This is a genomic window from Streptomyces zhihengii, from assembly GCF_016919245.1.
Classification (GTDB): domain Bacteria; phylum Actinomycetota; class Actinomycetes; order Streptomycetales; family Streptomycetaceae; genus Streptomyces; species Streptomyces zhihengii.
In genome coordinates this window covers 37,906-61,168 of the sequence record NZ_JAFEJA010000003.1, presented here as the reverse complement: position 1 = coordinate 61,168, position 23,263 = coordinate 37,906, and the positions used below count along the sequence as shown (strand labels likewise).

General features: G+C 67.3%; 12 protein-coding genes and 2 pseudogenes. 7 read left to right on the top strand and 7 right to left on the bottom strand.

Going from position 1 to position 23,263, the window contains the following annotated elements:
• Positions 1-147 precede the first annotated feature (147 nt).
• Positions 148-699 carry a hypothetical protein gene (locus tag JE024_RS38450; protein WP_205378631.1) on the top strand — a complete coding sequence of 184 codons (552 nt, stop codon included), beginning with the start codon at positions 148-150 and terminating at the stop codon, positions 697-699.
• 383 nt (positions 700-1,082) lie between these two features.
• Entirely contained in the window at positions 1,083-1,619 is a 537-nt protein-coding gene (locus tag JE024_RS38445; RefSeq protein WP_205378630.1) for a DUF4240 domain-containing protein, read from the top strand.
• A gap of 578 nt (positions 1,620-2,197) precedes the next feature.
• On the opposite strand, the gene JE024_RS38440 is transcribed toward JE024_RS38445, so the two are convergent.
• Together JE024_RS38440 and JE024_RS38435 are read right to left on the bottom strand one after the other, a co-directional pair.
• Positions 2,198-2,836, bottom strand: a complete 639-nt coding sequence (locus tag JE024_RS38440) for a PASTA domain-containing protein (RefSeq protein ID WP_244883684.1) — start codon at positions 2,834-2,836, stop codon at positions 2,198-2,200.
• A 473-nt stretch (positions 2,837-3,309) separates the two neighbouring features.
• Positions 3,310-4,899, bottom strand: a complete 1,590-nt coding sequence (locus JE024_RS38435) for a pentapeptide repeat-containing protein (protein ID WP_244883683.1) — start codon at positions 4,897-4,899, stop codon at positions 3,310-3,312.
• A 2,719-nt stretch (positions 4,900-7,618) separates the two neighbouring features.
• Here JE024_RS38435 and JE024_RS38430 point away from each other — a divergent pair.
• Positions 7,619-8,266: a GNAT family N-acetyltransferase gene (locus tag JE024_RS38430; protein WP_205378629.1), complete on the top strand. Its 648-nt coding sequence runs from the start codon at positions 7,619-7,621 to the stop codon at positions 8,264-8,266.
• A 313-nt stretch (positions 8,267-8,579) separates the two neighbouring features.
• Positions 8,580-9,002, top strand: a complete 423-nt coding sequence (locus tag JE024_RS38425; protein ID WP_205378628.1) for a DUF6283 family protein — start codon at positions 8,580-8,582, stop codon at positions 9,000-9,002.
• A gap of 422 nt (positions 9,003-9,424) precedes the next feature.
• Here the strand turns inward: JE024_RS38425 and JE024_RS38420 are convergent, their stop codons facing one another.
• Positions 9,425-10,021, bottom strand: a complete 597-nt coding sequence (locus tag JE024_RS38420; RefSeq protein ID WP_205378627.1) for a hypothetical protein — start codon at positions 10,019-10,021, stop codon at positions 9,425-9,427.
• Between the two features lie 1,000 nt (positions 10,022-11,021).
• On the opposite strand from JE024_RS38420, the gene JE024_RS38415 reads away from it, so the two are divergent.
• Positions 11,022-12,194, top strand: coding sequence for an MFS transporter (locus JE024_RS38415; protein WP_205378626.1), 1,173 nt, complete (start codon positions 11,022-11,024; stop codon positions 12,192-12,194).
• Between the two features lie 1,516 nt (positions 12,195-13,710).
• On the opposite strand, the gene JE024_RS38410 is transcribed toward JE024_RS38415, so the two are convergent.
• Entirely contained in the window at positions 13,711-14,028 is a 318-nt protein-coding gene (locus JE024_RS38410) for a hypothetical protein (RefSeq protein ID WP_205378625.1), read from the bottom strand.
• Between the two features lie 234 nt (positions 14,029-14,262).
• A pseudogene (locus tag JE024_RS38405) lies at positions 14,263-14,730 on the bottom strand (RNA-guided endonuclease InsQ/TnpB family protein); the annotation flags it as partial.
• Positions 14,731-14,773: 43 nt separating this feature from the next.
• On the opposite strand from JE024_RS38405, the pseudogene JE024_RS42615 reads away from it, so the two are divergent.
• Positions 14,774-14,899: pseudogene (locus JE024_RS42615) on the top strand (transposase); the annotation flags it as partial.
• A 503-nt stretch (positions 14,900-15,402) separates the two neighbouring features.
• On the opposite strand, the gene JE024_RS38395 reads toward JE024_RS42615, so the two are convergent.
• Positions 15,403-15,975 carry a hypothetical protein gene (locus tag JE024_RS38395; RefSeq protein ID WP_205378624.1) on the bottom strand — a complete coding sequence of 191 codons (573 nt, stop codon included), beginning with the start codon at positions 15,973-15,975 and terminating at the stop codon, positions 15,403-15,405.
• Positions 15,976-16,146: 171 nt separating this feature from the next.
• Positions 16,147-20,115 (bottom strand): nSTAND1 domain-containing NTPase, encoded by a 3,969-nt coding sequence (locus JE024_RS38390; RefSeq protein WP_205378623.1) that lies wholly within the window; start codon positions 20,113-20,115, stop codon positions 16,147-16,149.
• Between the two features lie 2,610 nt (positions 20,116-22,725).
• Between JE024_RS38390 and JE024_RS38385 the strand changes: the two genes are divergently transcribed.
• Positions 22,726-22,902, top strand: a complete 177-nt coding sequence (locus JE024_RS38385) for a hypothetical protein (RefSeq protein WP_205378622.1) — start codon at positions 22,726-22,728, stop codon at positions 22,900-22,902.
• Positions 22,903-23,263: the final 361 nt, after the last annotated feature.

Genomic DNA, 23,263 nt, shown 5'->3' with positions numbered 1-23,263 from the left:
GGGAACAAGGACCAGCTTCACTGCACCCGAAGGAAGGCCCCGGAGCCCGGTGACCGCTACCCGAAGAAGCCCGTACCCACTGCCCGACCTCCCCAGATGACCAGAGACAATACGGTCGGCGACTGCCGACAGACTGGAGGAGATGGCATGACCGGCGCCGGACAGCCTTCAACTACTCACGACAACGGCGCGGAGAACGAGCTGCGCCGCTGGATGGCGCTCTACGCGAATCTGCGCATCGGGGACCCTTCATGGGCACACAGCAGTATTGCCGACCTGACGGCCACGCATGGGACCTATCACGACCCCTCTCCTTGGACCCGGGCAGATGAACAGCAGCCTGGCCGGTGCTTTGAGGTCGCGACCCTATGGGCCGAACGCGCGGGCTGGACCTACATCGAGGGGTTCGCACTCGCCCCCTCGGCCTGGCCATTTCCCGTCTTCGAGCACGCATGGTGTCTGACCGCCGACGGCCTGGTCGCCGATCCCGCCCTGCCCGACGGAACCGCCACCGGGTACTTCGGTATCGCTCTCAGCGACGCCTACCGACGCGAACAGCAGAGCAACCGCGGCACGAACGCCGTCTTCGCCTCCGACCCCGCAAACCCCCTGGCCGGCATCAACGAACAAGCCCTGCGCGAAGGACTCCCGCCCTCCGCCCTGGCCCCGCGTACCACCAACCCACCGCCCATCCGCTGACCAAGCGCACGCAACTCCACCCGCGGTCCTCGACACCGCCGTCCACACGGCCATGTCCAGGAGTATCTTTCTCCTCGGCTGTTCAGGGCGGGGATGGCCCGAACCTGAGCCCAACCACCACCCGGCTCTGCTCCCCACCCGCAGCTCTCTGACCGCGCCCCTCCGTACGGCGAGGCGTCGCCCCGCACACCCCGAAGCCGATAAGCGGCTTCGCCAGCTTCCTCAAACAGGACCTCGACACTGTTCCGGCCAGCCTGATCCCCGCTCAGCCATGAGACATGACGCTCCGGGCGCCTCGAGGATCCGATCAGAACTCGGTCAGCCGAGTCCGGGCCCCGCCGAGTTCGACGGATTGTCTGACCCGGGTGTCATGCTGTGCCGTCGTGAACACCGAACAGTTCTGGAAGCTGATTGAGCAAGCCCGCGAGAGAGCCGACCACTCTGCGGAGGCCCAGGATGTTGCAACCCAGACCACCAACCTGCTGGCCGTCCTTGAGCCCCAACAGATCCTCGCGGCCCAGCAGATCCTCTGGGATCTCATGACCGCTTCCTATCAAGCTCCCCTCTGGGCTGCCGCCTACCTCATCAACGGCGGATGTTCCGACGACGGCTTCGACTACTTCCGAGGGTGGCTTATCGCCCAAGGCCGCACCGTATACGAGCGCGCATCGACGGACGCCGACTACCTCGCCGATCTCCCAGCTGTCCAGGCAGCAGCAGCCGATGGAATCAGTCTTGAGTGCGAGCAAACCCTCAGCATGGCCTGGGACGCCTACAAGGCCGCCACCGGTACAGAACTCCCCGACGATTGCATCACCATCACCTACCCCGACCTCGATCCCGCCTGGAACTTCGACTTCGACGACCACAGCCAGATTGGCGCCCGACTGCCCCGCATCGCAGCGCTCTACCCCAAGTGACCAGCCCGACCAGGACCCGGAGCATCACTCCTGCCACGCTCCTTAGCTGCGACCATTCCGCTCCGCTTGGCTACAGGTGCCGTGCAAGGCAGCGCCGCACCTCCCACCCGGTTGATCAAACCCGTTCGAGACGAACCGCCCGCTCCGTGGGCTGGCCCATACAGCAAGGAGCTGGAAGGGTCCTGCCTACTCACTGTTGCCGTGGACTTCTGCCCCGCCGGCGAGCACCGAGCCGTTGCGCGAATTCCCTACCGCGAGGCCGCCGAACGGTTTCGCGCCTGGCTGGCAGAGACGGCCTACGACGGCAGCCGCTGCCAGCCCCGACCGTCTGGACGGGTTGCCCGCCGCATTCCGGCCCGTTGTCGCGGGCACCAGCGGAGACGACCTGGAACTGTTCTGAGCAGATACCGGGCGACCTGACACCCGCCCACCTCGCAGCACGGCCCTACCCCTCCGGCGGTCATCCCGCGCAGGAACGCACCACGACCGGCACAGCAACACCGCTCAGGCGCCCACGATGACCACCGAAGCCATCCCTGCGGAGCAGGGAGCACTCGCCCGTCACCGAGTTGCGGGACTCACGGACACGTCTCCTCGAACTTGACAGCCGTCAGCATGACAGGCCGACCTGCCAAGGCCGTCCCAGCAGCCGGCACTTGCGTGCACACCTGCCAATTCGACTCCACGAGCACCATCCGGTCGTCCGCGGACGCGTCACTGACCCTGATCGATGTACCAGAGTCCAGCGCCATACGGGCCGCCTTCACCGACTTCCCCGTGAAATCAGGCATGGTGCCACTGTCAGCCGACGGCGGCACCTCGTCCTTCGCAGGACAGTCTTCCTCCAGCTTCACCGCGCCGAAGTCCAGCCTCGTGTCCGTCGACGCCTTCGTGCCAGCAGCCACGCTCTGACTGCACACCTTCCAGTTCCGGTCCAGTGCCTGAGCCCGGCCGCGGCCCAGCGCGTCGTGCGAGTCGAGCCCGTAGAAGCCAACTTCCTGTGCCGTGTCCTGCGCTGACTGCAAGCCCATGCCCACGAAGTTCGGAACAGTCGCCGCCACGGAGGTTGCCGAGGCGTCAGCCTCGGGGCTGGCAGCGGCCTTCGCGGACGATGCCGTGCTGCCACCTGCCGGCGTCTGTGTCCCGGTCGGCTGACACGCGACCATGCCGCTCAGGGCAGCGCAGAGCAGGAAAATGCTGATGGTGTCGGTTCGCACAGATTACCCCCACAGATCCCGTTACAGACGGAACAGGCTATGGCACTTGCGAGATGATGTTGACGGAAGTCGCCGAGCCGTGACACGACAAGCCCCGCAGCGCCGTTACACCCTCGAACTGGACAAGTCGCTACTGCGGCACGAACAGCGAGCTCACCAGTCGACGCCTGAGCACCCACCTGCGACTCCTGCGGCGACAGGTGAGCACGAGCCTGATCGGCCGGCCCACACCCGGCCTGCCGCACCCTGAGTGTTTCCGTCCATCCAAGGGCGGGCCGCTCGTGTGCGCTGAAAGGCGAGAGGGCGCCCTCGTACCCGCCGTGAGGCCGAAAGCCTTCGGGCTGCAGCCGTGTTCGCCCGCACGTGTGCACCAGGCGAAGCGTCGGCGACGTCCGTGCAACGCGGTGGCCAGCGAGGCAGCTCCTCACCGGGCGGTGCACCTTGGTGCAACCATCCGGATCCTGGAACTCAAGTCACCGTTTGATGCGGCCCCGGACGGCAAGGACCGCGAGGGCGAGCAGTGCGGGCTCCACGAGGCGCGAGGTCATCTCGATGTACGTGCCAGTGGTGGTGAGGTCTTGGCCGCTGGAGCGGAAGACCACCGAGTTGAGCGTGACGCTCAGGGCCTTCTCGAAGCGCTTGCCGGTGAATCGGTCCCCAGCCGGGTTGAGCGGGTCGTCCTTGCCGATCTCGAAGGTGACCTTGCCCCCGCCCGCCGGCACGGTGCCGGTCGCCTGCTGCTTCGGGGTGTCCTGCGGGAGCCCGAACCCCATCAGCAGCACAATCGTGACGAGCATCGTAGCCGCGAGCCAGCACAGGGCACGCGAGGCACGCAAGCCATACCCGGACAGCGCCCAGTAGGCCGTCAGCAGGCCCCGTTCACTGCGAGGAATGTCGTCGGCGTGCCGGCGCATCTCCATCTCACCGTAGTAGAAGTCCGCGGCCCCCGGCTCGTGCTTGCCGTCCTCGAACGCCTTGCGCAGCGCCCGGTACACCGGCGCCAACTGCAGCGGCCCGGCTCGCCAGGCGCCCAGTACGGCCGTGTTCCACCCCGGGGCGGCTCCCGGCCGGCTCGCCCGCCAGTGCTGCTCCTCGGCGAGGGTGCGGCGCGGCGTGAAGCGAACCGGACGCCGGCCCCGCCACTGAACGGCGGTCGGCGTCGTGTCGAAAGTGCAGGCGCCCTCCAGCCGCAGCTGGTCCAGATGAACTGTCCCAAGGAGCAGGCACCCAGCCAGGTCGACATCGGCAAGGACCAGATGGGCCGCGTCGACCCCGCGCAGCGTGGCGATCCGCACCCCGGCATCGGGCGCGTGGGCCAGCATTTGCTCATCGATCGCCCGCCCGTCAAGCAGGGTGAACGCCGCGGCCTGGGCGGCGATAGTGAGGGGATACTCGAAGACCGCGTGATCGAAGTCCACGGTGGCGTAGCGCAACTGCAGCGAGGCGGTCGATGACCAACGGGTGCGCCGGCACTCCAACCGGTGCGCGGCAATCAATAGTGTCGCCGGGCCACCGAAGACCGCCCCCGAAAGCTTCAGCCGCCCAGCACACACCAGCGGCCCCAGACTCACTTCCTGCTCGAAGACCGCAGACTCGAACCTGGCGTCGGTCTGGAAGGTCGCCGACCCGAACCAGGCATCGCCCCTGAAAATCGCTGACATGAACCAGGCGGGGCCACTGAAGGCCGCCGAATCGAAGTTGGCGGAGCCCAGGAAAGACGCTGACATGAACCAGGCGGGGCCCTGGAAGGACGCCGACATGAACCAGGCGTCGCTCTGGTAGCTTGCCGAACCAAAGTCGGCGGAGCCCAGGAAAGACGCTGACATGAAGCTGGCTAAGCCCTGGAAGGTCGCCGAATCGAAGTTGACGCCTTCCTGAAAGGTCGCCAACCCGAAGTCGACGCCCGCCTGAAACGTCGCCCTGCGGAAGTTGGGGCGCCCCTGGAAGGTTGCCGAACCGAAGTCGGCGCCGGCCTGGAAGGTCGCCGAACAGAAGTCGGCGATGCCGAAGCGGGGGTGTCCGGTCGCGAGGTCGCAGACAGCCAACAGCAGTGAGGCGAGCAAAGGCTGGGTGAAGGTGGTGCCGCGGTGGTCGACGGCGCTGCCAGGTGCCAGGCCCGCCAGGTAGGCGACGCAGTCAGAGTTCTGCAGGTGGGCGAGACACGCGCCGTAGGGGGCAACCTTGATACCGGTGCAGCCGACTGGATCGGCGGTATGGGCACCGTGTGCGCAGTGGGGCCAGTCTGGCGCGGGTGGGGGGCCGGTCGTCGTTGGGGACGTCTAATGCCCGCAAGGCGGTTGCCCCGACGGCAAAGGTCAGGCGTCTGAACGGTTCCTGGCCAGGCCCGCATCCGGCTAGATTCTCAACTTTCCCGCCGCCCCGCGTGACTCTGCTCATCGCGGCCGTCCAGAGGACGGCGTTTCCGATGCCGCGCGGCGCTGACACCACAGCGGCCCACTTCGCGACCGCGAGCACCTGGTCGATAGACCTGCTCAAGACTATCGCCGTCGTCGCCACCGATACGGTCCGTGACCACCCTGCCTCGTGCCACCAGCAGGACAGCTCGAAACCGAGGGCACTGTTGACGAAGCGACGTCCTCGATCGACGGATCCCGTCGGCATCGGCGGGAACGGATGATGTGGCGATCGGTAGCCGCGATATGCACGCGCGTGAGGACGGCGTGGAAGCGGGCGGGCAGGGTGTGCCGAACCCGACATCCGCGGCTGTCGGCGATGCTTGAAATGTGCGTCGATTCCGGCGCCTGAGCCCCCGCCTCGCCATCAACACTGCACAATGATCAAGCAATGCTGCGACAAACGTGAGAGTCCAAGTGCCGCCACCGGTCGACTTTCGGCAGACGCCGACAGCCAATCAGGAGCGCCCGCACGAGGGCCGCAACATCTCGAACTGCGGTGTCCGCTCGACGTGCCAGCGCTTCCGTCACTGCAGGCACTGCCGTCCGCTGTGCGTGCAGAACGCTTGCTTCGCCCTACACACCCACGGCCTCCAGCCCTGGCAGCCGCAGCACGAGAAGCCCAAGGGATGTCCGGGCACCGGACCATGGAGGCAGGAGCCGACATCACGGGAGGCGAAGACGCGAGGTAGGGCAACCTTTCTTCGTACCTGCCCTGCGGCAAGGGGAAACAGCATGCCGCCGATATCACGGGAGCGGGCTACGGTGCAGCAGTCAGGAGAGGGGCCGACGCACTGCCCATCATGCGCATCACCCGCAAGCCGACGAAACCGGCGGTCCAGTCGGAGCCGTACGACCTAAGGAAGAACTCCGCCTGCTCGTTGACGCCCTGGCAAGGACTACGCGGCCCGACCGTGCCCCGGACCGCCGGTTTCGGCGAAAGTCGGGCGCGTAAGCTACCTGCGATGAAAGGATCCCAGCTCAGAAAGCCCGCCCCCAACCACTCGGCGGATAGCCGTCCGCCGACCAGGGCCCCGAGCCTGGACGGGAATCAACTCTCAGAGACAGCCCGCGACCAGTTCGCCCAGTGAGACACCACGGGCCCCGCCCACACAGAACTTGGCCCAATGTCAGGCGAGAGACGGCGCTCGACAACTGCTCCCCGCGCCCGTGGGGATGGCCCGAGGGGTGTTAGCCCCGTCACCGAACCGAGAACCGCCTCCCGCGCAGGAGACGTCCCCTGGCGCATCATGCCGCCTCCAACCCCCCGCACACGTCCTGGCTCCCGGCCTCAACGTCCGACAAGGCACCGCCGAACCCGTCTACCGCAAAGCTCATGGCCGGCCTCAGGTCCCTACGCGGGATGGCCCGAAGCTTCCCGAACACTCGAAGCACCGGCCCGCCTGCTCCCCGACTCCTCGGGGATCACCCCAAGGTCGTCGCAGTCCAGTCGGCTGTGGAAACCTGTTCCCGCCCGTGCGGGAATGACCCCGTCGTCAGGCAAGGGACAGCGCTCCACCCCTGCTCCCCGCGTCTGGGGGATGGCCCCGTCCTGGTGCCCGCACCCATCCGCCACTTCGGCTGCTCCCCGCCCGCGCGGAGATGATCCCTAGGTTGACCGCAACACGCGCAGGAAATACGCCTGCTCCCCGACCCCGCGGGGATGATCCAGTGAACCAGGCCCCGGTATACGTACTCGGCCCCTGTTCCCACCAGCGCAGCCACGGACCCGTCGTTGGGCACGGGATGAGTCCATCGCATCATCCCCAAGTGCGGGCGATGGTCAGGATTCGGCCGCCGCCCTCGAGGCGGAAGGGTTCCGGTGCCCGCGCCTGCCGGGATGCCCCGCTGATCAAGTTGATACCGACAGGCCTCGCCCGTATCAACGCCGTAGCGCGGGTGCCCTATCGTCAGGGCGCTAGCGTCATCCGCGCTTCCCCCAGCAGTGGGGATGGTCCAGTGCTCCACTGGCTCGACGCCAGCCCTCCGCCACGTCCCCGCTGTCGGGGACACTGCGCGACTGGACACCCACGCTCGTCGCCGCCCGGCAGGCCCAGCCCGCCGCGGGAAAGCGATGTGGTGCCATCGCCGCGCAACCAAACCTGTTCCCTGCCCCCGCAGGGATCACCACTCCAGGCGATGAATCGCTAAGTGTTGCGGTGCTTGGCCTCACCGGGGCACTGTGCTCGTGGCCGGAGCGCATCAGGTCTCCGGACTGCTACGTTCCGCGCCCCGGCGAGCTGCCCCGTCCCCTGGTGCCTGCCAGCGTGGCGTGGTCTGACCTCGCAAGGGTCGTCCCACGCTCTCCGCCAGCAAGCGCAGCAAGCGGCCGTTCCTCTCCTATCCTGCCCAGCTTTAAGGTGCTCTCATGACCGATGACGCCTGCAGTCCCGTGATCGCTTCCGCCGCGCCGGGAGACGGGCAGGCCGTAGCGACCCTGGGAACCATGGCCCTGCCCGGCACCCTTCCCGCCCAGCCGGCATCACTGTCGCCTCTGGCCGCCGCCATCGATGAACACGGCGGTCGGGTCCCCCTCCCCTACGGGCAGGGGCACTGCTGGGTCGCCAGAACCACTGAGGGCTCTATTACCGGCATGATCTACGCGACACCACCCATCCGCTGGCTCCAGGAACAGCCTGCACCACTCAGGCCACGCCTCACCCACACCCTGGCAGAGATCGAGCTCCTTGCCGTTGCCGCTGAACACCGCAGCCTCGGCACCGGGTCCGCCCTGCTGCACGTGGCAGAGGACGCAGCCCGCAGCGACGGAGTACACCTGATGCTCGCGAAGGTACAGATCGGCGCATTTCCGGTAATGCGCTGGTACCGCAAGCGGGGATACACGCTGGCCGCGCAAGGCGAACCCGTTGTCTTCGCCACCCAGGGCGGACTGACCTCCTGCGACGACGGCGGCGACGGATACCAGCTCGCCGTCAAGGCCCTTCAGCCCGGCGTGAAAGTCCGCCGCACCACCACCCGCGGCACCACCATGCTCATCACGGAACGAGGCATCTGAGCCCTCGCACCAGGCCCGCCAGCCCCTGACATCACGCGAGAGCCCCACACATCGACCGACAGCACAGCGATACCTGTCAAAAACGATCGATCGTAACCTGCCCGGACACCCCGGCAGGACTGCCACACTGCTGTCATGCGAGGCGACGCCCACAGGCTTCACACAACCCCAAGGCCCGCCCAGCCGCGGGTAGCGAGGCTTGGAACAACGAGGCGCAGAGTGAAGCCCTCTGCAAGACACACCAAGGGAGAATGTCGTGGCACCCGGGTCCGTTCCCCCAGGCGAAACGCCAGCGAACACGCAACACACGCCCATGCGCGGACCGGCTCCGCGCCCCTGCGAGTCATGCCCCTACCGCACCGATGTCCCCTCAGGGATCTGGGCGCAAGAGGAGTACGCGAAACTCGTTGGCTATGACGCGCCCACCGGCGAACAACCAGGCGGACTGTTCCAGTGCCACCAATTAGATGGCGGCAGCGCAGCCAGCCGCGTATGCGCAGGCTGGGCAGGCTGTCACGGCCGGGAACTCCTCGCCCCCAGGATCGCCCTGCTCTCCGGCAAGATCGACGCCGACACCTTCACCGAGATCGTCGACTACCAATCACCCGTCCCTCTGTTCGACTCCGGTACACAAGCGGCCCTACATGGCCAAACCGACATCGAGAAGCCAGACCAAGACGCCCAGCGCCTGATCAACAAGGTCACCCGCGCACGCACCGACCTCCGGCCCACCTAACCCCCAGCGCGCCCCCGCCACGAACCCACACAGGGGCGCCCCCTACAGCGGCAGCAAAGCCCCAACACCTGCCACCTGCGCCCCACAGAAATTAGGAGCGGACCGCCCGCACAGCCCCACAAGAGACCGCAGCCAGCCGCCACACCCCCACGCCAGCCGGAACAACACACAGGCACAGAGCCCACAAGCCCCACGCGCACGGGCCCCCTTGCTGCTCCTCGCCGCCCAGAGCCCCTCCCGACGATGTGATCAACGACACCCCGCCATAAACGGCACCGGCACGCACAGAGGGACTGCACAGCCCCGTAGCCTCGCCCCCCAAGAAACCTCAAACGCTCCCCGCCCACATCCGCAGGGACGCCCTCCCGCGGTCATGACACCCCAAGAAAGCGGCACACCCCGCCTGCTGCCCCGGCCAGCCGTCACCGTTGCACTACCGCCCGCGCCCCGTCCGCACCACCCGGCACAGCCGGCCGGGGCGGAACACCAGACGAGACCGCACCCGGAACAGCCGCCCGAATAACAGAACTCGGCGGAACCGAAGCAACCAGTGACGCGTCCCCGCCGCGCGCGCCCACACCACCCTCCACCGGACCCTGCCGCCCACCCCCACTCCTGCCCGCCACAGTCCCCGACTCGAAGCCCACCTCCTCCTGCGCAGCCAGATGCTCACGGCCAAGCCGGCGCAACTCCTTGACCCGCTCCACGCCCACACCCAGCCGACGCCCACACCCCACCACGGTCTCTCCCGCCTCCCCCATAGCCAGCACAATCCCCGCCGCCGCCACCCGAGCCGCGTCGATGCGCACCCGGCCACGCTCCCGCACCCGCTCCACCTCCCGCTCCACCTCGGCCACCACCGCCGCTTCCCCCTCCACCACGAGCTCAAAGTCAGCCACCAACTCGTCGAACGCCTTCTCCCGCCGCAGCCGCTGTGCCTCCGCCTCCTGCGCCTCCCGCCGCTGCTCGGCCATCCGCTGCGCGGCCCGCTCCAGCGCTACCTTGCGACGCGCCAGCACCGCACCGGCCTTCCCCCTGGCTCTGGTCCCGCCTGACCCCATGACAACCACCTCCCAGCCATCCGCGCGCCCACCCCGCTGGTAGGTCGCCTCGACAAGCGTCGAGCGCCGCAACCTCCGCGCAGCCCACGCCCAGCGGCCACGTCCCAAGCCCTGAGGCTCCTGTCACCGCGCCTGGTCCCGCTCATGGGACAGGTCGGTGTCACACCGGCGAGGACGTGTGCCCCTGGCGGGGGCCTGCTGACGCGAGAAGCGAGCCGGATTGCCGAGGCATGCCATGCAGGTGCAGGCAAGGCTGAGGTTCAGGTTGAGGCTGACACCGGGTGCGGGCGGCGGCGAGTATGGGCCAGCCAGCGGCCGCGGCACCTCTGGCACTGCTGCCACTTGTATCTCCGCCGAACCCCCGACCGGCCCTGTGTGACCTCTTCGGAAGTAGCACCCCTCCCCAGGGCACCGGAGGTACGTCCCGCCGTCGCGGCCGTCCTCGTCGGCGACGACGCGTCCGAAACCGGGGAGAGAAGACGCTCAGTCCAGTGAAGACGATGAGTACGAGCAGTGCACCGACGCCAAGCCTGAGCGGCAGGAGGCCTACGGGTTCCGGCCTGCCTCTGCAGGGCGCGCATGTGACGGACAGCTGCAAGCTCGGGTAGCGGACCGTCGTGAGCAGTGACCGTGCCAGACGCCGGGAGGATGCGCTTCCGCTGTCCGTGTCACTGGATGCGGCGTTGTCGGTAGCCGGGTGTCCTGTTGGGCTCTTGCCGCGGCGGCTGCTCTGGTTGCCGCTGGCGCCTGTGCGCCGTTGCCTGCCCCCGGGCTCCGGTGTACGGGCGCCGGCCCTGTCCGGTTCCCTCGAACTTCTTGCAGGAGCTATCGATCTATGGCGCACGTGCAGGTTCGTGATGTCCCCCGCACTCTTGAGGTGCCGCCTTACGCCCCATCGCCCGCTCCAGCACAGACTGATGAGCGAGCGTTACGGGCGGCTCCCCCCACATTTCGTGATGTGCTCCGCCACCGGCACTGCGGGCGGCTCTTGATCGCCTCGGTCGTCGGTCGCCTACCGCTGGGTATGGTGCCGGTCACCCTGCTTCTGACGGCGCGGACGGATGGTCACTCGCTGGCAACCGGCAGCGTGCTGGCCGCGATGTATGGCCTCGCACCTGCGTTCGGTCTGCCGCTGCTCGGGCGGCTGGCGGACCTGCGCGGTCTTCTCGTGCCGTGCTGCCTGGGCGCCGCCGCGGTGACCGCAGCGCTCTGCATGGTGGCGCTGGCAGGTACGTCGCATCTGCCCCTGACTGTGGCCTGTGTGGTCCTGGCGGGCGCCGGGTGCCCTCCGTTGGAGGGCGGGCTTCGATCACTGTGGGGCGCGGCGCTGCCGGATGACGCGCATGTGCGCACTGCATGCACCCTGGACGCCTCAGCCCAGCAGATCGTGTATGTCGCTGGTCCCGCCCTGGCCATTGGCATTGCCACATGGCTCTCCCCGGCTGCGGCCTTGCTCGTGGCAGCTGTGGCGACGTTGGCTGGCTCGCTTGCCTTCGTTTCCGCCCGTCCCGCGCGCAAGTGGCGGGGAGCAGCACACCGTCGGGGGCAGTCTGGTGTGCTGGGTTCACGGGCGGTGCGACCTGTGCTGATCTCGCTTGTGTTCCTCGGTGCCACGATTGGTGCCCTGGATGTCGCGGGGGTCGCGGTTGCGGCTCGGGAGGAGGCGCCTTGGCTCGCGGGCGTGCTGCCTGCGGTGTTCTCTGCGGCGGGGCTATTGGGCGGTGTCCTGTTCGCACGCTTCCAGGGTGCGGCTGATGCTCGGCCCCGTCATCTGGCGCTGCTGGGCTTCATGTTCACAGCAGCATGGCTTCCGCTGCTCGCTGCCGTCCCGGCGCCGGTCGTCCTTGCCCTGGCGATGCTGCCGGGCGCACTGTTCGTACCGCTGCTGACTGCGGCGAGTCTGACGGTGACCACGCTTGCTCCGCCCGGCAGGTCGAGCGAGGCGGTCGGCTGGGGTTCGAGCGCGATCCGTCTCGGTCTTGCGTTCGGTACCGGACAGGCAGGCTCGCTCGGCGGCCATTTCACCATCCCATTGGCTGCCGCCGCCGGGTGTGCGCTGTTACTGGTGGTTCATACACTGCGGCCCGCGGCGGCGACCACTGCGGCCTGCCAGGCAGGTTACAGAGGGTGAAAGCTCCGTAGACGTTGGGTCAGAGCCCCTTCCCGTCAACATCCGGCGAGGACAGCACCTCCCGAAATGCTCTGCGACGTGAACAGAGCCAGGGATAGGGTGTCGTGGCCAGCTTTACCTGGTGTGCCGGGATTCAGTACTGACGGATCCGCAGATCACGCGGGCCGCGAGCCTGAGGTGCACTGTGCTTCCGCCAGGGTGAAAGAACAGGCCCAAGAACTGATGTGATCGGTCCTCGGGTCGCTGCTGCCCCTTGCGAGGGTTCGGCCGCGAAGTAGATCGCCCGTCTGGCTTTGGTGGAGGCGGCCGCAAGGCCATCAGCGCGTTTCAGTACGGTTCTTCCATGGAGGATCAGCGTCATCGGGATGGGTCAGTGTCCAGCCGGGTAGCGAGTAGGGGTGCCTGACACCACCATGGCCGAGCGGACCGAGCCGGAGATGACCGTGTTCGTGTGTGCTGCCTGCGGCGCTGCGCTGACCGGGCCCCTGAAGCGTCTGCCAGAGGTGCCCGAAGCTCCCGACTACGCCTGGTGGGATGCGGAGGAAATGGGGCCATCGCCGGCCACCGTGCCGTCCGGCTGCTACGCGATCGAACTGGAACCCTACTGCCCGCCTCTCGTCGTTGCCGAAGCACCCGACCCAGTGATGCCACGGCACGGAACTCGCTACAACATCGACGGGCAACCACTGATCTCGCACGGGCCACGAGGCAATATCGTCATAAACCCTAATGACTGCCGCGGGATGACGACACGGCACGCCTCCCCTGCCTGCTGCGGGGCGACTCCCGATGGTGGGCTGAACCAGGTCTGCTCCTGCGGAACTCTGGTTGCGACCCTCTGTTCTGACTGCTGCTTGCCATATGAGCTGCACCTGTCGCCCGACCACGTCCGGGCCTTCTCGTCGCCCTCACCTGGCTCCGGCTAAGTGCATCCACCCTGTGACTTCGTACGGACCGCATAAACCGGACCAGGTCCCTGTGGCGAGAATGCGCGGACGAGCTCGCAGAACAGCTGGCCAGACAGCTGGAGGAGGTGCGGGGCGAGTGGGACGACTCGCCGTCACCGAACGTGTGGCCAGGGCAGGTGTCACCCGTCTGCGGTGTCGGGGGTGCGTAGCGTCGCTCAAGGTGCGTAGGTTCTGATTGCCGGCTTGACAGGACGGCAAGGCGGCCCGGTGTTTCCTTCGCACGTTGCGCCGGGCCGCCGAGTAGCCTCCCCACGCACGGGACAGGCAGGGGTCTGTGACGCCCGAGAAGGACGATTCCTACTCAAGGCCGGGAACGTCTGCAACTCAAGCGAGACGGGACTCGATGACATCGCCGACCATCTTGGATGGGAAGGCGTAAAGAGAGCGGAGAGCGCCCTGACGTCGCCTTTGGCGAGCCCTCTTCGCCACCCTGACCCGCCCGGCAGCGCTGTCCTCGCGGCCCGCGCCGCCTCCCTGCCTGCCATCGAGGTGCATCGCTTGGGGTGACCGGCCGAGAAGGCCGGCCGGCCACCCCAAGCGTCTTCGCTCTAGCAGCGGCCGACGCTGGTCTGGCCGCCTACCAGAGAGGAGTGGACCCACCCGGTACCGACACCGCTGGCCACCTTGAACCACCGGTTGGAGGCATAGTTCGAACTCGGCGGGTATACCCACTGGTCATCGCGCCAGCACTGCATCGTGACACCTGACCCGTTGCTGAGGTAGCCGTAGGAGGAGCAGGCGGTGTTGGAGCAGCTGCGCACGTTGGCGCCACCGCTGTTGGAGGAGATGTAGCTTCCGGCGGCTTCGGCACTCCCGGCACCACTCAGCAGAGCCGTCGCGGCCAAACCTGCCGTCGCGGTGGCCACCGCGCCCTTTGTACGAAGTGCCTTCCAAACGCTGCGCATCGTGTTCTCCTTCGTGCTCGTCATTCCGCTGGGACGAAGCGCCTCCGGGACCGGGGCGCATCACCAGTCAGCGCGCCGAACCGCTGTCCGATCAAGGGCGAAGCCGCAGCTAGGACAGTGTTGGACAGTCCTTCGGACACTCAAGGAGCCTGGTGTACGTCTGCCTGCGTGGAGGGCTGAAGGCGTGCCTGTTCCCGCGTTCCTGCTGGTGGTCGCCGGCTGGGTTCCTGTTTCTTCACGCTGTGCCGGGATGTGTGCCGGTCTTACCGCGCTCCCCAGGCAGTGACCGCCAGTCCGGCGGCCTGGGCGACGTTGATGGCCGCATTGATGTCCCGGTCCGACGGTTCCGCACGCCCCGCACGTCCACTGCCGGATGTGGAGGGGCTTGGGGCCGTCCTTGACGCCATAGGCGGAGCAGACCAGGGACGTGGGCTCGAACCGTTTGATGCGGTGGAAGGTGCGCCCGTACAGGGCGGCCTTGTACTCCAGCATCGCGGTGAACGCCGACCATCCGGCGTCGTGAACGGACTTCACGAGGCGCGTACGGGCGAGGCCCTTGACCGCCAGGTCTTCCACTGCGACGGCTTGGTTCTCGCGGATCAGCCTTGTGGAGAGCTGGTGGTGGAACTTGCGCCGGGCATCGGCTGCCCGTGCGTGGGCGCGGGGCGGGTGGGGCCGGTGTACCGGGCCCTGCGTAAGGAGTACGAGCCACGTGGGCCGGTATCTGTGGGGTGGACACTTCTGGTCCGGCTCGTACTTCACCGGGAGCTGCGGCGGCGCACCATTGACCGTACTCAACCAATACATCGAGAACCAGAAGCGGCCTGCCTGACTGGCACCCCGGAGACGCAGAGAACTCCGGCGCTTCGCGCCTCCGGTGCAGGGATGGCCTCCACCCCTGTCCTGAAGAGGGGAGAACTCGGCAAGATCAGCGGTAGAGGCAGGGCGCGCCAACGCCCTGCCCGGTGCACGGACCGTCGGCAGGGCGGTGGTTGGTTCGCGGCTCCGCGTTCAGCGTCGGCGACGACGGGGTGTCGACTTGGCGTTGAGGTGGCGCGGCCATTTCTGCAAGGTGCACCGGACGCTGGAATCAGAGTGCTGGCAGACGGCTCCGACCTGATGCCTGTCCTCGTTAAGTCTGCTTGTCTGTCGCTCTCGTGGGGCCCGGTAGGAGGGTGGCCTGCCGGGCGGAGGGGGACCGCGGAATGAGCGATAGGCGGGGGCGCGCCAACGCCCTGCCGGGGTGCACGGGGCGCCGGCAGGGCGTCGGTCGGAACAAGGTGCATGAGGCGAGGCGGCGGGTGCAGGCGGGTGTGCCGTACCCGTGCCGTAGCTCTATGCGATGTTGTCCTGCGCTCCGTGCAGGTCAAGTCGGCCTGCGTCAGGTCGGTAGGGGGCAGAGGTGGGGCCGGCCGGGTCCCGTCCCAGGAGGTTCATGCACTCGGTGAACACCAGGGCGCCTCCGGGGACGGCGCGGGGAAGCACCGGCCGCCAGCTCTCCAATTCGTAGGTCTCTCCCGTCAGCCAGTTGCTGCCCTCTCGCGGAGCGGGGACTGCCGAGTTGACCTGGTGGCATTCGAGCTGGTCCCAGATGGAGTCCGCGAGACCGCCTTCGAGGCCGGACACGCAGCCCTGGATGGCGTGCCACTGCTCAACGACCGCGTCGCGAGGGCTGAGTGCTGTAAACGCATGCCAGCGGGCTTCCGGGGTGGGCGTGAGGATGATCTGGAATGCGCCGTCGCCCCAGTCAGCGACCTTGATCTCTTGGACGAACTTGCTCGGACCGCAGTAAGGGGCTGCGGTCGCTGGCGGGGCCAGCACGGTCAGGCCCAGGGTTGCCAAGCCCGCGGCCGTGAGTGAGACGGCCGCTCCGCGACCTGCGCGGCGCAGGCGCAATCCACGCTTCATGTTCGACTGATTCCTCTCCGATGGCCCGGCTCTTGAAGCCGGGCTGCGTCATGGTCGGGGTGAGCCAGATGCTTTCTGGCTCACCCCGACCATGACGCAGCCGCTACGACGGCCACCAGAGCAAAGGACCAGGTTGGACACGGGATTGGACAGGGGAAGGTCGCGGTTGGTCTAGGAACAAGGCGGGGCGTAGGAGACGTCGGAGGGCAGGTACTTGGCCCACTCCTCGCGGGTGATCAGGTCGCCGGAGGTGTCGCAGATGAGGTCGGCGGCCTGGTCGGCGTCGGTGGTCCAGATCCAGGCCTTCTTCTCGTCTCCGCCCGAGATGAGAAGCGGCCGCAGCGGATGGAAGTGAACGGGGTACATCGCTCCCAGCCCCATGCGGAGGGTGGCCTGTCGAGTCGGAGCGCTTTGACTGTGCATATTCCAGATCCAGATGGTGCCGTCTCCGCCTGTCGCGGCCATGGACGAGCCCTGTGGGGAGAAGGCGATGGAGAAGACGTAGCCCTCCGGTCCTGTCAGGGGTTTCCCGACGGACCTGGGACGGGAGGGGTTGGAGATGTCGTAGAGGCGGACTGTGCCGTCTGCCAGGCCCAGGGCGAGGACCTTGCCATCGGGACTGAATGCCGCCGCGTAGAGGTAGTGGTCGGCGGGAGTGAGTGCAGCCCCCAAAGGAAGGGGTGCCTGGGGTTGACGGACGTCCCACAGCCTTACGGTCTTGTCGGTGCTCGCAGCGACGAGGACCGAGCCGTCGGGGCTGAAAGTGACCTGGTTGACGAAGCCGTTGAACGAACCCGGTGTGGACATCAGCAAGGGTTTACTGGGGGTGCGGATATCCCACAGCTTGACCGTGCCATCGCGGCTTCCGGTGGCCAGCACCGTGTCGTCGGGACTGACGGCGACGGTCTCGACCTGAGCGGAGTGGGCCGGGAGCACGGCCCCCGCAGGGACCGGCCGGGCAGGGACGGAGGTATCCCACAGCTGGACGCCGCCCGATTTTCCGCGGCCCTCGACCAGCAGGGGCTTGCGGGACGCGAAGGCGAGCGTGCCGGAGAACCGGTCAGGATTGACCTGCGGTCCGCCCAGTTGCCTGGGGTGCTGAGGATCAGTGATATCGACAAGTCGGAGGTCGGCGCTGCCCAAGGCGAGGGTGTGGCCGTCGGGTGCGAAGCGGGCGGCGCTGAGGATGTAGTCCAGTCCGTCTATCGCGGGGGAGTCGATCGGCCACAGCCGGGCTGTGCCGTCGTTCGCCCCGGTGATCACGTGTCGGCCGTCGGGACTGAACTTCACCGAGGTGACGGGTGACGGGTGTGGCATGGTCGCCAGGACGCGACGGCTCTGCACGTCCACCAGGCGCATGCCGGTGTTGCTGTCGGAGCCGGCAAGTGCGAGCGTGGCGCTGTCGGGGGAGAAGGTGACGGCATTGATGTAGGTGGCGGATCCGCCGATCGGCTCGCCCGCCGTGACGGGCTTGCGGGGGTCGGTGGTCGACCATAGACGCACCAGGTTGTCCGCGCCGCCTGAGGCCAGCAGCCGGCCGTTCGGGCTGAACGCGAGTTGACCGACGGCTTTGGTACCTCCCGGCGCGATCACCGGTGCGATGGGGCGGGCGGGGTCACTGATATCCCAGATGCGCACGGATCCGTCGTCCGAGCCGACCGCGAGCTCCCGGTTGCCGGGACGGATAGCCACCGACTTCACCGCTGAATTCTGCCCGGCCACAAGGGGCCGACCCAGTGGCCGCACCGATATTCCGATGACGGTCCACAGGCGCGCACTTCCTGCCACCTCGCCGTCCGCGCCCGCCCGCGTGATGGCGGCGGCCATCATCGCACCGTCCGGGCTGAACACGACGGAGTACACCTTCGTTCCCAGACCCGTCAGAGAGGGCAGAGCACGTGGTGCCATGGGATCACTCATGTCCCACAGGCGGATGCTGCCATCGTCACAGGACGCAGAGAGCAGATCACCGCGCGGAGAAAAGGCCAGAGCGTAGATCTTCGCGCACACGCCACCTGGCATCCGCGGCAGCGCCACCGGCCGCCCGGAAGAGGAAATGTCCCACAACCGCACAGCTCCTTCCGCCGCTGCGGCTGCCACCCTCCCCCCTGGATGGATGCCGACCGCGTACATGATCTGGCGCTTGTCGGCCCCGAGCATCCGGACCGCCGCGGGCAGCGCGGTCGCTTCCACCAACGCCGAACGGGCTTCCACGGTGGGGGATATACGGAAGGCGGCCAACGCCAACTGGCGGGCCAGATTGACGTCCTTACTTCTCAACAGGACCGACTGGCCAGCCAGACTCCGCGATTGAGCCTCATCACGCTGCTGCTCAAGGTCACGCGCCTGATAGAACACGACACCGGCCAGCCCTCCGGCGATGCAGACCAACGCGATCAGCACGCAGATCGTCCCCGACACCAGCTGAGACCTGCGACGGGAGCGTCTGACCGACGCATCGATGAACGCCCGGGCCAACTCCCCGACGTCGAGGGGGTAGGTATCCCGCCACGCCCGCGCAGCCTGCAGCCGCGTGCTTGTGTAAAGGAGACCGCCGGGCCGTCCCGCCCGATCCCACTCGCGGGCATCTGCGCCCACCTGCTGGGCCACCAGCCGGCTGCCCCGATCGGCGTCCAGCCACGACCGCAGCTCGGGCCACGCCACCATCAGTGCCTCGTGGGTGATCTCCACACCGCCGTCATCGACGATGACCAGCCGCCGATCGACGAACTGGTCGACCACAAGGTCCACATCGCCCTGATCACCGCCGACTTCCTCATAGAGTTCGTCCTGTGACACGCGACGGCGGGTTGCCACCCCGCTAGGCTGTACATGGACCAGACAGAGAAAAACCCGCCGGGCCACCGTCTGGCGTGCGGGAGAAAGATTGGCGTAAACAGTCTCGGCAGTCGACCGCAAGGCGCCCTCGACCCCGCCGGCCGCGACATAGTGGGCAATGGTCATTTCCTTGCCCCCGCCACGGTCCCATGTCATCTGCAGCGCATGCGAGAGCAGCGGCAACACCCCCGCTTGATGCGCCAGCCGACCCCCACGAGCTGAGACATCGCCCAGCACCTTCTCCACGAAGCCGGACTCCGGATCGACATGGAACGCGCGGGCAGGCTGCCTGATGACCTGAGCAAGATCGTCTTCACTCATCGGACCCACGAACACAGGCGGCCGGCCCCGAAGCAAAGCCCGCACATCCTGCCGAGACGTCACAGCGTCGAGGAAGTCCAGACGCACACCGACGATCACGATTGCCGGAGCAGGCGCAGCCGCCATCGCCCCCAGAACACCGACGAACTCCGCGAGCGACTCCTCACTCCCCGGACCGTCCTCGGCGCTGACCACCGCGCGCTCGAACTGGTCGACGACCACCACCACACGACAGTCCCCTCCAGAACGACCCCGAGACGCAGAGCCTGCCTGAGTCGACGCGACGATCCGTTCGCACAAGGCGCTGACCGCATCCCCGCCACTCCGCAACTGACGCAGAACCGCTTCCGGGTCATCCTTCAGCCGGGCGGCGGCCACCCGCGCCAGCACTGCCAACGGGTGCGCCTCGTGGCTCTCCGCGCTGATACTCAGGACCGGCCACGACGCACTGCCCGCCACATTGCCCGCAGCCAGGGCCGGCACAACCCCTGCGTTCAGCAACGACGACTTTCCGGTCCCAGAGGCACCGGTCAGTACCACCGCCCCGCCGCTCTCACGAAGCGCTTCGACCTCTCTCAGAACATCTGCGACAAGAGCGGCCCTGCCGTAGAACACCGCAGCGCAGTCCGCGTCGTAGCTCCTCAGCCCCCGATACGGCTCCGCCGCCAGCGGCCTTCCGCGACTGGTCCGCAACCTCCGGGCAACCTCGATCCATGAAGCGAGAGCCGCCTTGTCCGTCACCCCCATAGCCCGCAGAAAGCACTCGAAGGCCGGCTCATTGACAGCCGACACGATCCCGCCCTTGCACCAGTGCTCGATCGTGCCCCGGCTCACCTCGTGCACCTCAGCACACGCACGCTGCAACCTGCGGATACTCAAGCCAGAACGAGCACGCAGCCGCTGCACCGCGGCACCGTAGGCAAAGCGATCGTCACAATCCTTTGGCGGAAGAAGATCGGGGTCCGGCGTCGTCTCGCTCACGCATCTCCTTCAGCTGTGCTGCCAAGCCGCGGAATCGCGACAGTACAGCGCGGCTTAACCCGGCATATAGGTGTACATGTCCGATCAGCCATTTCGGCGGCGGCAGAGAGGGCAGGCCACAGCACAGGGGCCGCCGGGCACCTGTATCACCTCTCAGAACCGGGCCCGCGCAGACAACTGCCGTCAGTTCGAGGACCCGCTTCCCGCTGAAATTGACCCGACGAGGCCGGAGCCCAGTGGGCGGATGATCAAGCTCTGCGCTGGGTACAGGTGCCGCTGCAGTCTCCGGAGAGGAGAATGAGATGAACTGTCAGCGGTGCGGGGCAGGTGCCCTACAGCAGAATGGGCGCTGGGTGTGCAGTCGGTTGTGCGGGTGGTCTTCGGCCACTCCCGAAGGAGTGTGGGGTGAGGAGCATGGACGCGCCGGATGGAGCGGGTCCCGTCACGTCCGAGATCACGCGGACTGAGTGCAGGCGGTGCGGAACAACGATCCGCGGCGTTAACGGCCGGTACGCGTGCTCTCTGTGCGGTTGGGTGAACCACTGGTCAGAAGGGCACAACGAGCTCCCCACCGCAGCAGACGACCCCGACTCCCCTCAACACACATGACGTCTGCCCGTGCGATTAACCCCAGACCTCCCGCCTCGACAACGAAGGCAGAGGGAATGCTCGATCGGCCACCGCTGCTTCCGAACCCTGTCGCATCGAGGCCCGGCTCCAGAGCGGCTCGACGCCGGCCGTTCGCAGTGGCATGGATGAAGGGGGCGCGGGGTGACCGGCGGAAACGACCATTTTGAGGACTGGGGCAACGATCGCCCGCCGGGCCTGGTGCGAAGCCTGGAGGAAAGGTCTCATGGGCGTGGACACCGGTGCCGCCAATCAGGACGGGTAAATCGGCTGGCATTGAACGACTGACCGCGAGGGGACCTGCGAGATCCCGGACAACCTCCAAACCCCGTCCCGTGACTGTGCGCACGGGACGCGGCGGGGCCTATACCCCGCACCGCCAACTAACAGAGCATCTTCCGTGTGCAGCGCAATGCTGGCCTTCGCCCAGAGCCTCCTGGGACAGGGCGCGAGCAGGTGCCATCACGGCGAGGCACGCGAAGACGATGCCTACACCCTCGGCCCCCGGCGTTCCGAGCGGTGCACGGGCTCGCAGCTAGAGCCCATCTCCGTGAATGCAAGGTGGCCGCGCAACACGTGAGAGTGGTGGCCATGGCAACGCTGGGCTGGGCTGGCACCACGGTGGCCGGGCCCGGGCGAACAGGCAGGGAGAGGGCACCAACGTCCCGGACATGCGCGTCCTGCACAGCGACTGCACGGCTCGGGCCGTCCGGTCGACTCCTTCCGCTCACCCACGTCACGTCGGCTTCACTCTCACGGTCCATGTCTTCGTGCCTCGCAAAGCTCCGGCTCGTTGATCCTGATGGCGCGGAAAGGAGCCTGGCGGGCTCTTCGTGCCAAGGGCGGGGCCCCAGCCTGCACTGTTGGGGTCCCGCTGCAGGCCGTGCCCTCACGCTCGTGCCGACGGAGATGCGGGCCACCCAACGAAGGCCTTTGTGGCTACCGTGTGGTGTGTCGTACCCGCCAAGGCTTCCACGAGAGACCAGCACCTTGGGCAGTCAAGTTCCTCGAAGGCCCCTCCCGGGGATACCGCCAGGTCCACCCCTCAGTTCGTGAGCGCGGATTTCTGACGGCGGAAAGCGTCCGTCACGGACGCGTACTCCGGCTCCGCCCGGGGAGCGATCTTGTCGGACTGGGCATGCCGGACGAGCCTGCTGGCGGATCGTGGGGCAAACATGCACGATTGCCTCTCGACCCTCTGGTTGCCGAGGGCACAGTCCAGAGCAGGTCAGAAGCTCAGGCAGAGTATTCGTGCACCGCGTTGTTGGCCCGCTGCCTTGTGGCGGCGGTCGCCACCTCCGGAGTCGTGTGTTCACCGTGAACCGGTCCAGGGCCAAGTCAGCGAGTCTCGCTTCGTTGTCCAGGCTCGACTAGATGTCCCTGGCCTCGTCCGCTTGATGATCTGAGGGTCGATCGCGTTCAGTGCGGCCAGGTACGCGGCACGGGCTTCCTGCTCCGAACGGGGCGGCAGGCTGGCAGCCTCCCGAATCCCCCTTATGCCGACGACCGGATGGCGCCGGCGGGACGCGCGTCGATAACAGCCTTTGGGACTGCGGTGCGTCGGAGAAGGCTTCACCGCCGCCGTGGTGGTGGCTTTCCTGCCAGCCATGAGCGACTCGCTTGCCTCTGTCGGCTTGCTGCTGGCTGTGTCCCCGGTGCTCTGTGGGCCGACGATGAGGACGAGGACGACTGACGGTGATTGTGGCCCAAGCCCAGCCGTTGACTGACGCCAGCGCCCGACTTCGGGCGACCAACTCCCCGCTGAGCAGCCACGCTGCACGACTTCGGCACCTCGACCCGACGACGCCGTCTCGAGCCAGGGCTGCCAGATCATCGCTGGCTGTTTCGGAATGGCGCCCGAAGGCGCTCCGCAGACGCTAGATTCACAACCGGGAGACGCGGGTGCCTGGGAGAGGGAGAATCTCACGGGTATGAAACGCCGCACGGAACACCGGACGGTGGAAAGCCTTTCAAGGAGGCACTATGACTCGCGCCGATGATGAATTTGACACCCACAGCGAGGACGCTCGTCGCCGGCAGAACAGATACTGGACGATCGGTGTCACGATTGCCATGATTGCGTTCGCCCTTTTCCTCATCTCCATCTACGAGGACCCCGGCCCGGTTTGCGGCACCGGACAGGACAAGGGCCCTTGCTGAACACACCAGCACCCAGCCGCACCGGACCCAGAGCACGCGCACAAGGAGCATGTCCGTCCGGCCAGGTTTGGCCAAGGCGGGCTCGCTCTGCGATGTCAGGAGGCATCAAACCCTGCCCCTCACCGGGACCGGCACTCACTGACCTAGCACGGTCATGTCAGTCACTACCACAAGCACGGTCGTGACGTGATCCTGGTTCCGTACGGTCTGCGCATGAGCCACTGCCCCAGGCGCCTGTGGGAGCCACCCGTCCAACTCCTGTCTGTCTCCATGGCCGTCCAGCCAAACCTCAATGATCGCGCGGACGCTGACGCGGCGGCTGCTGCCGGAGCCCACCGGTCCTTATCGAGTAGCGATTCAT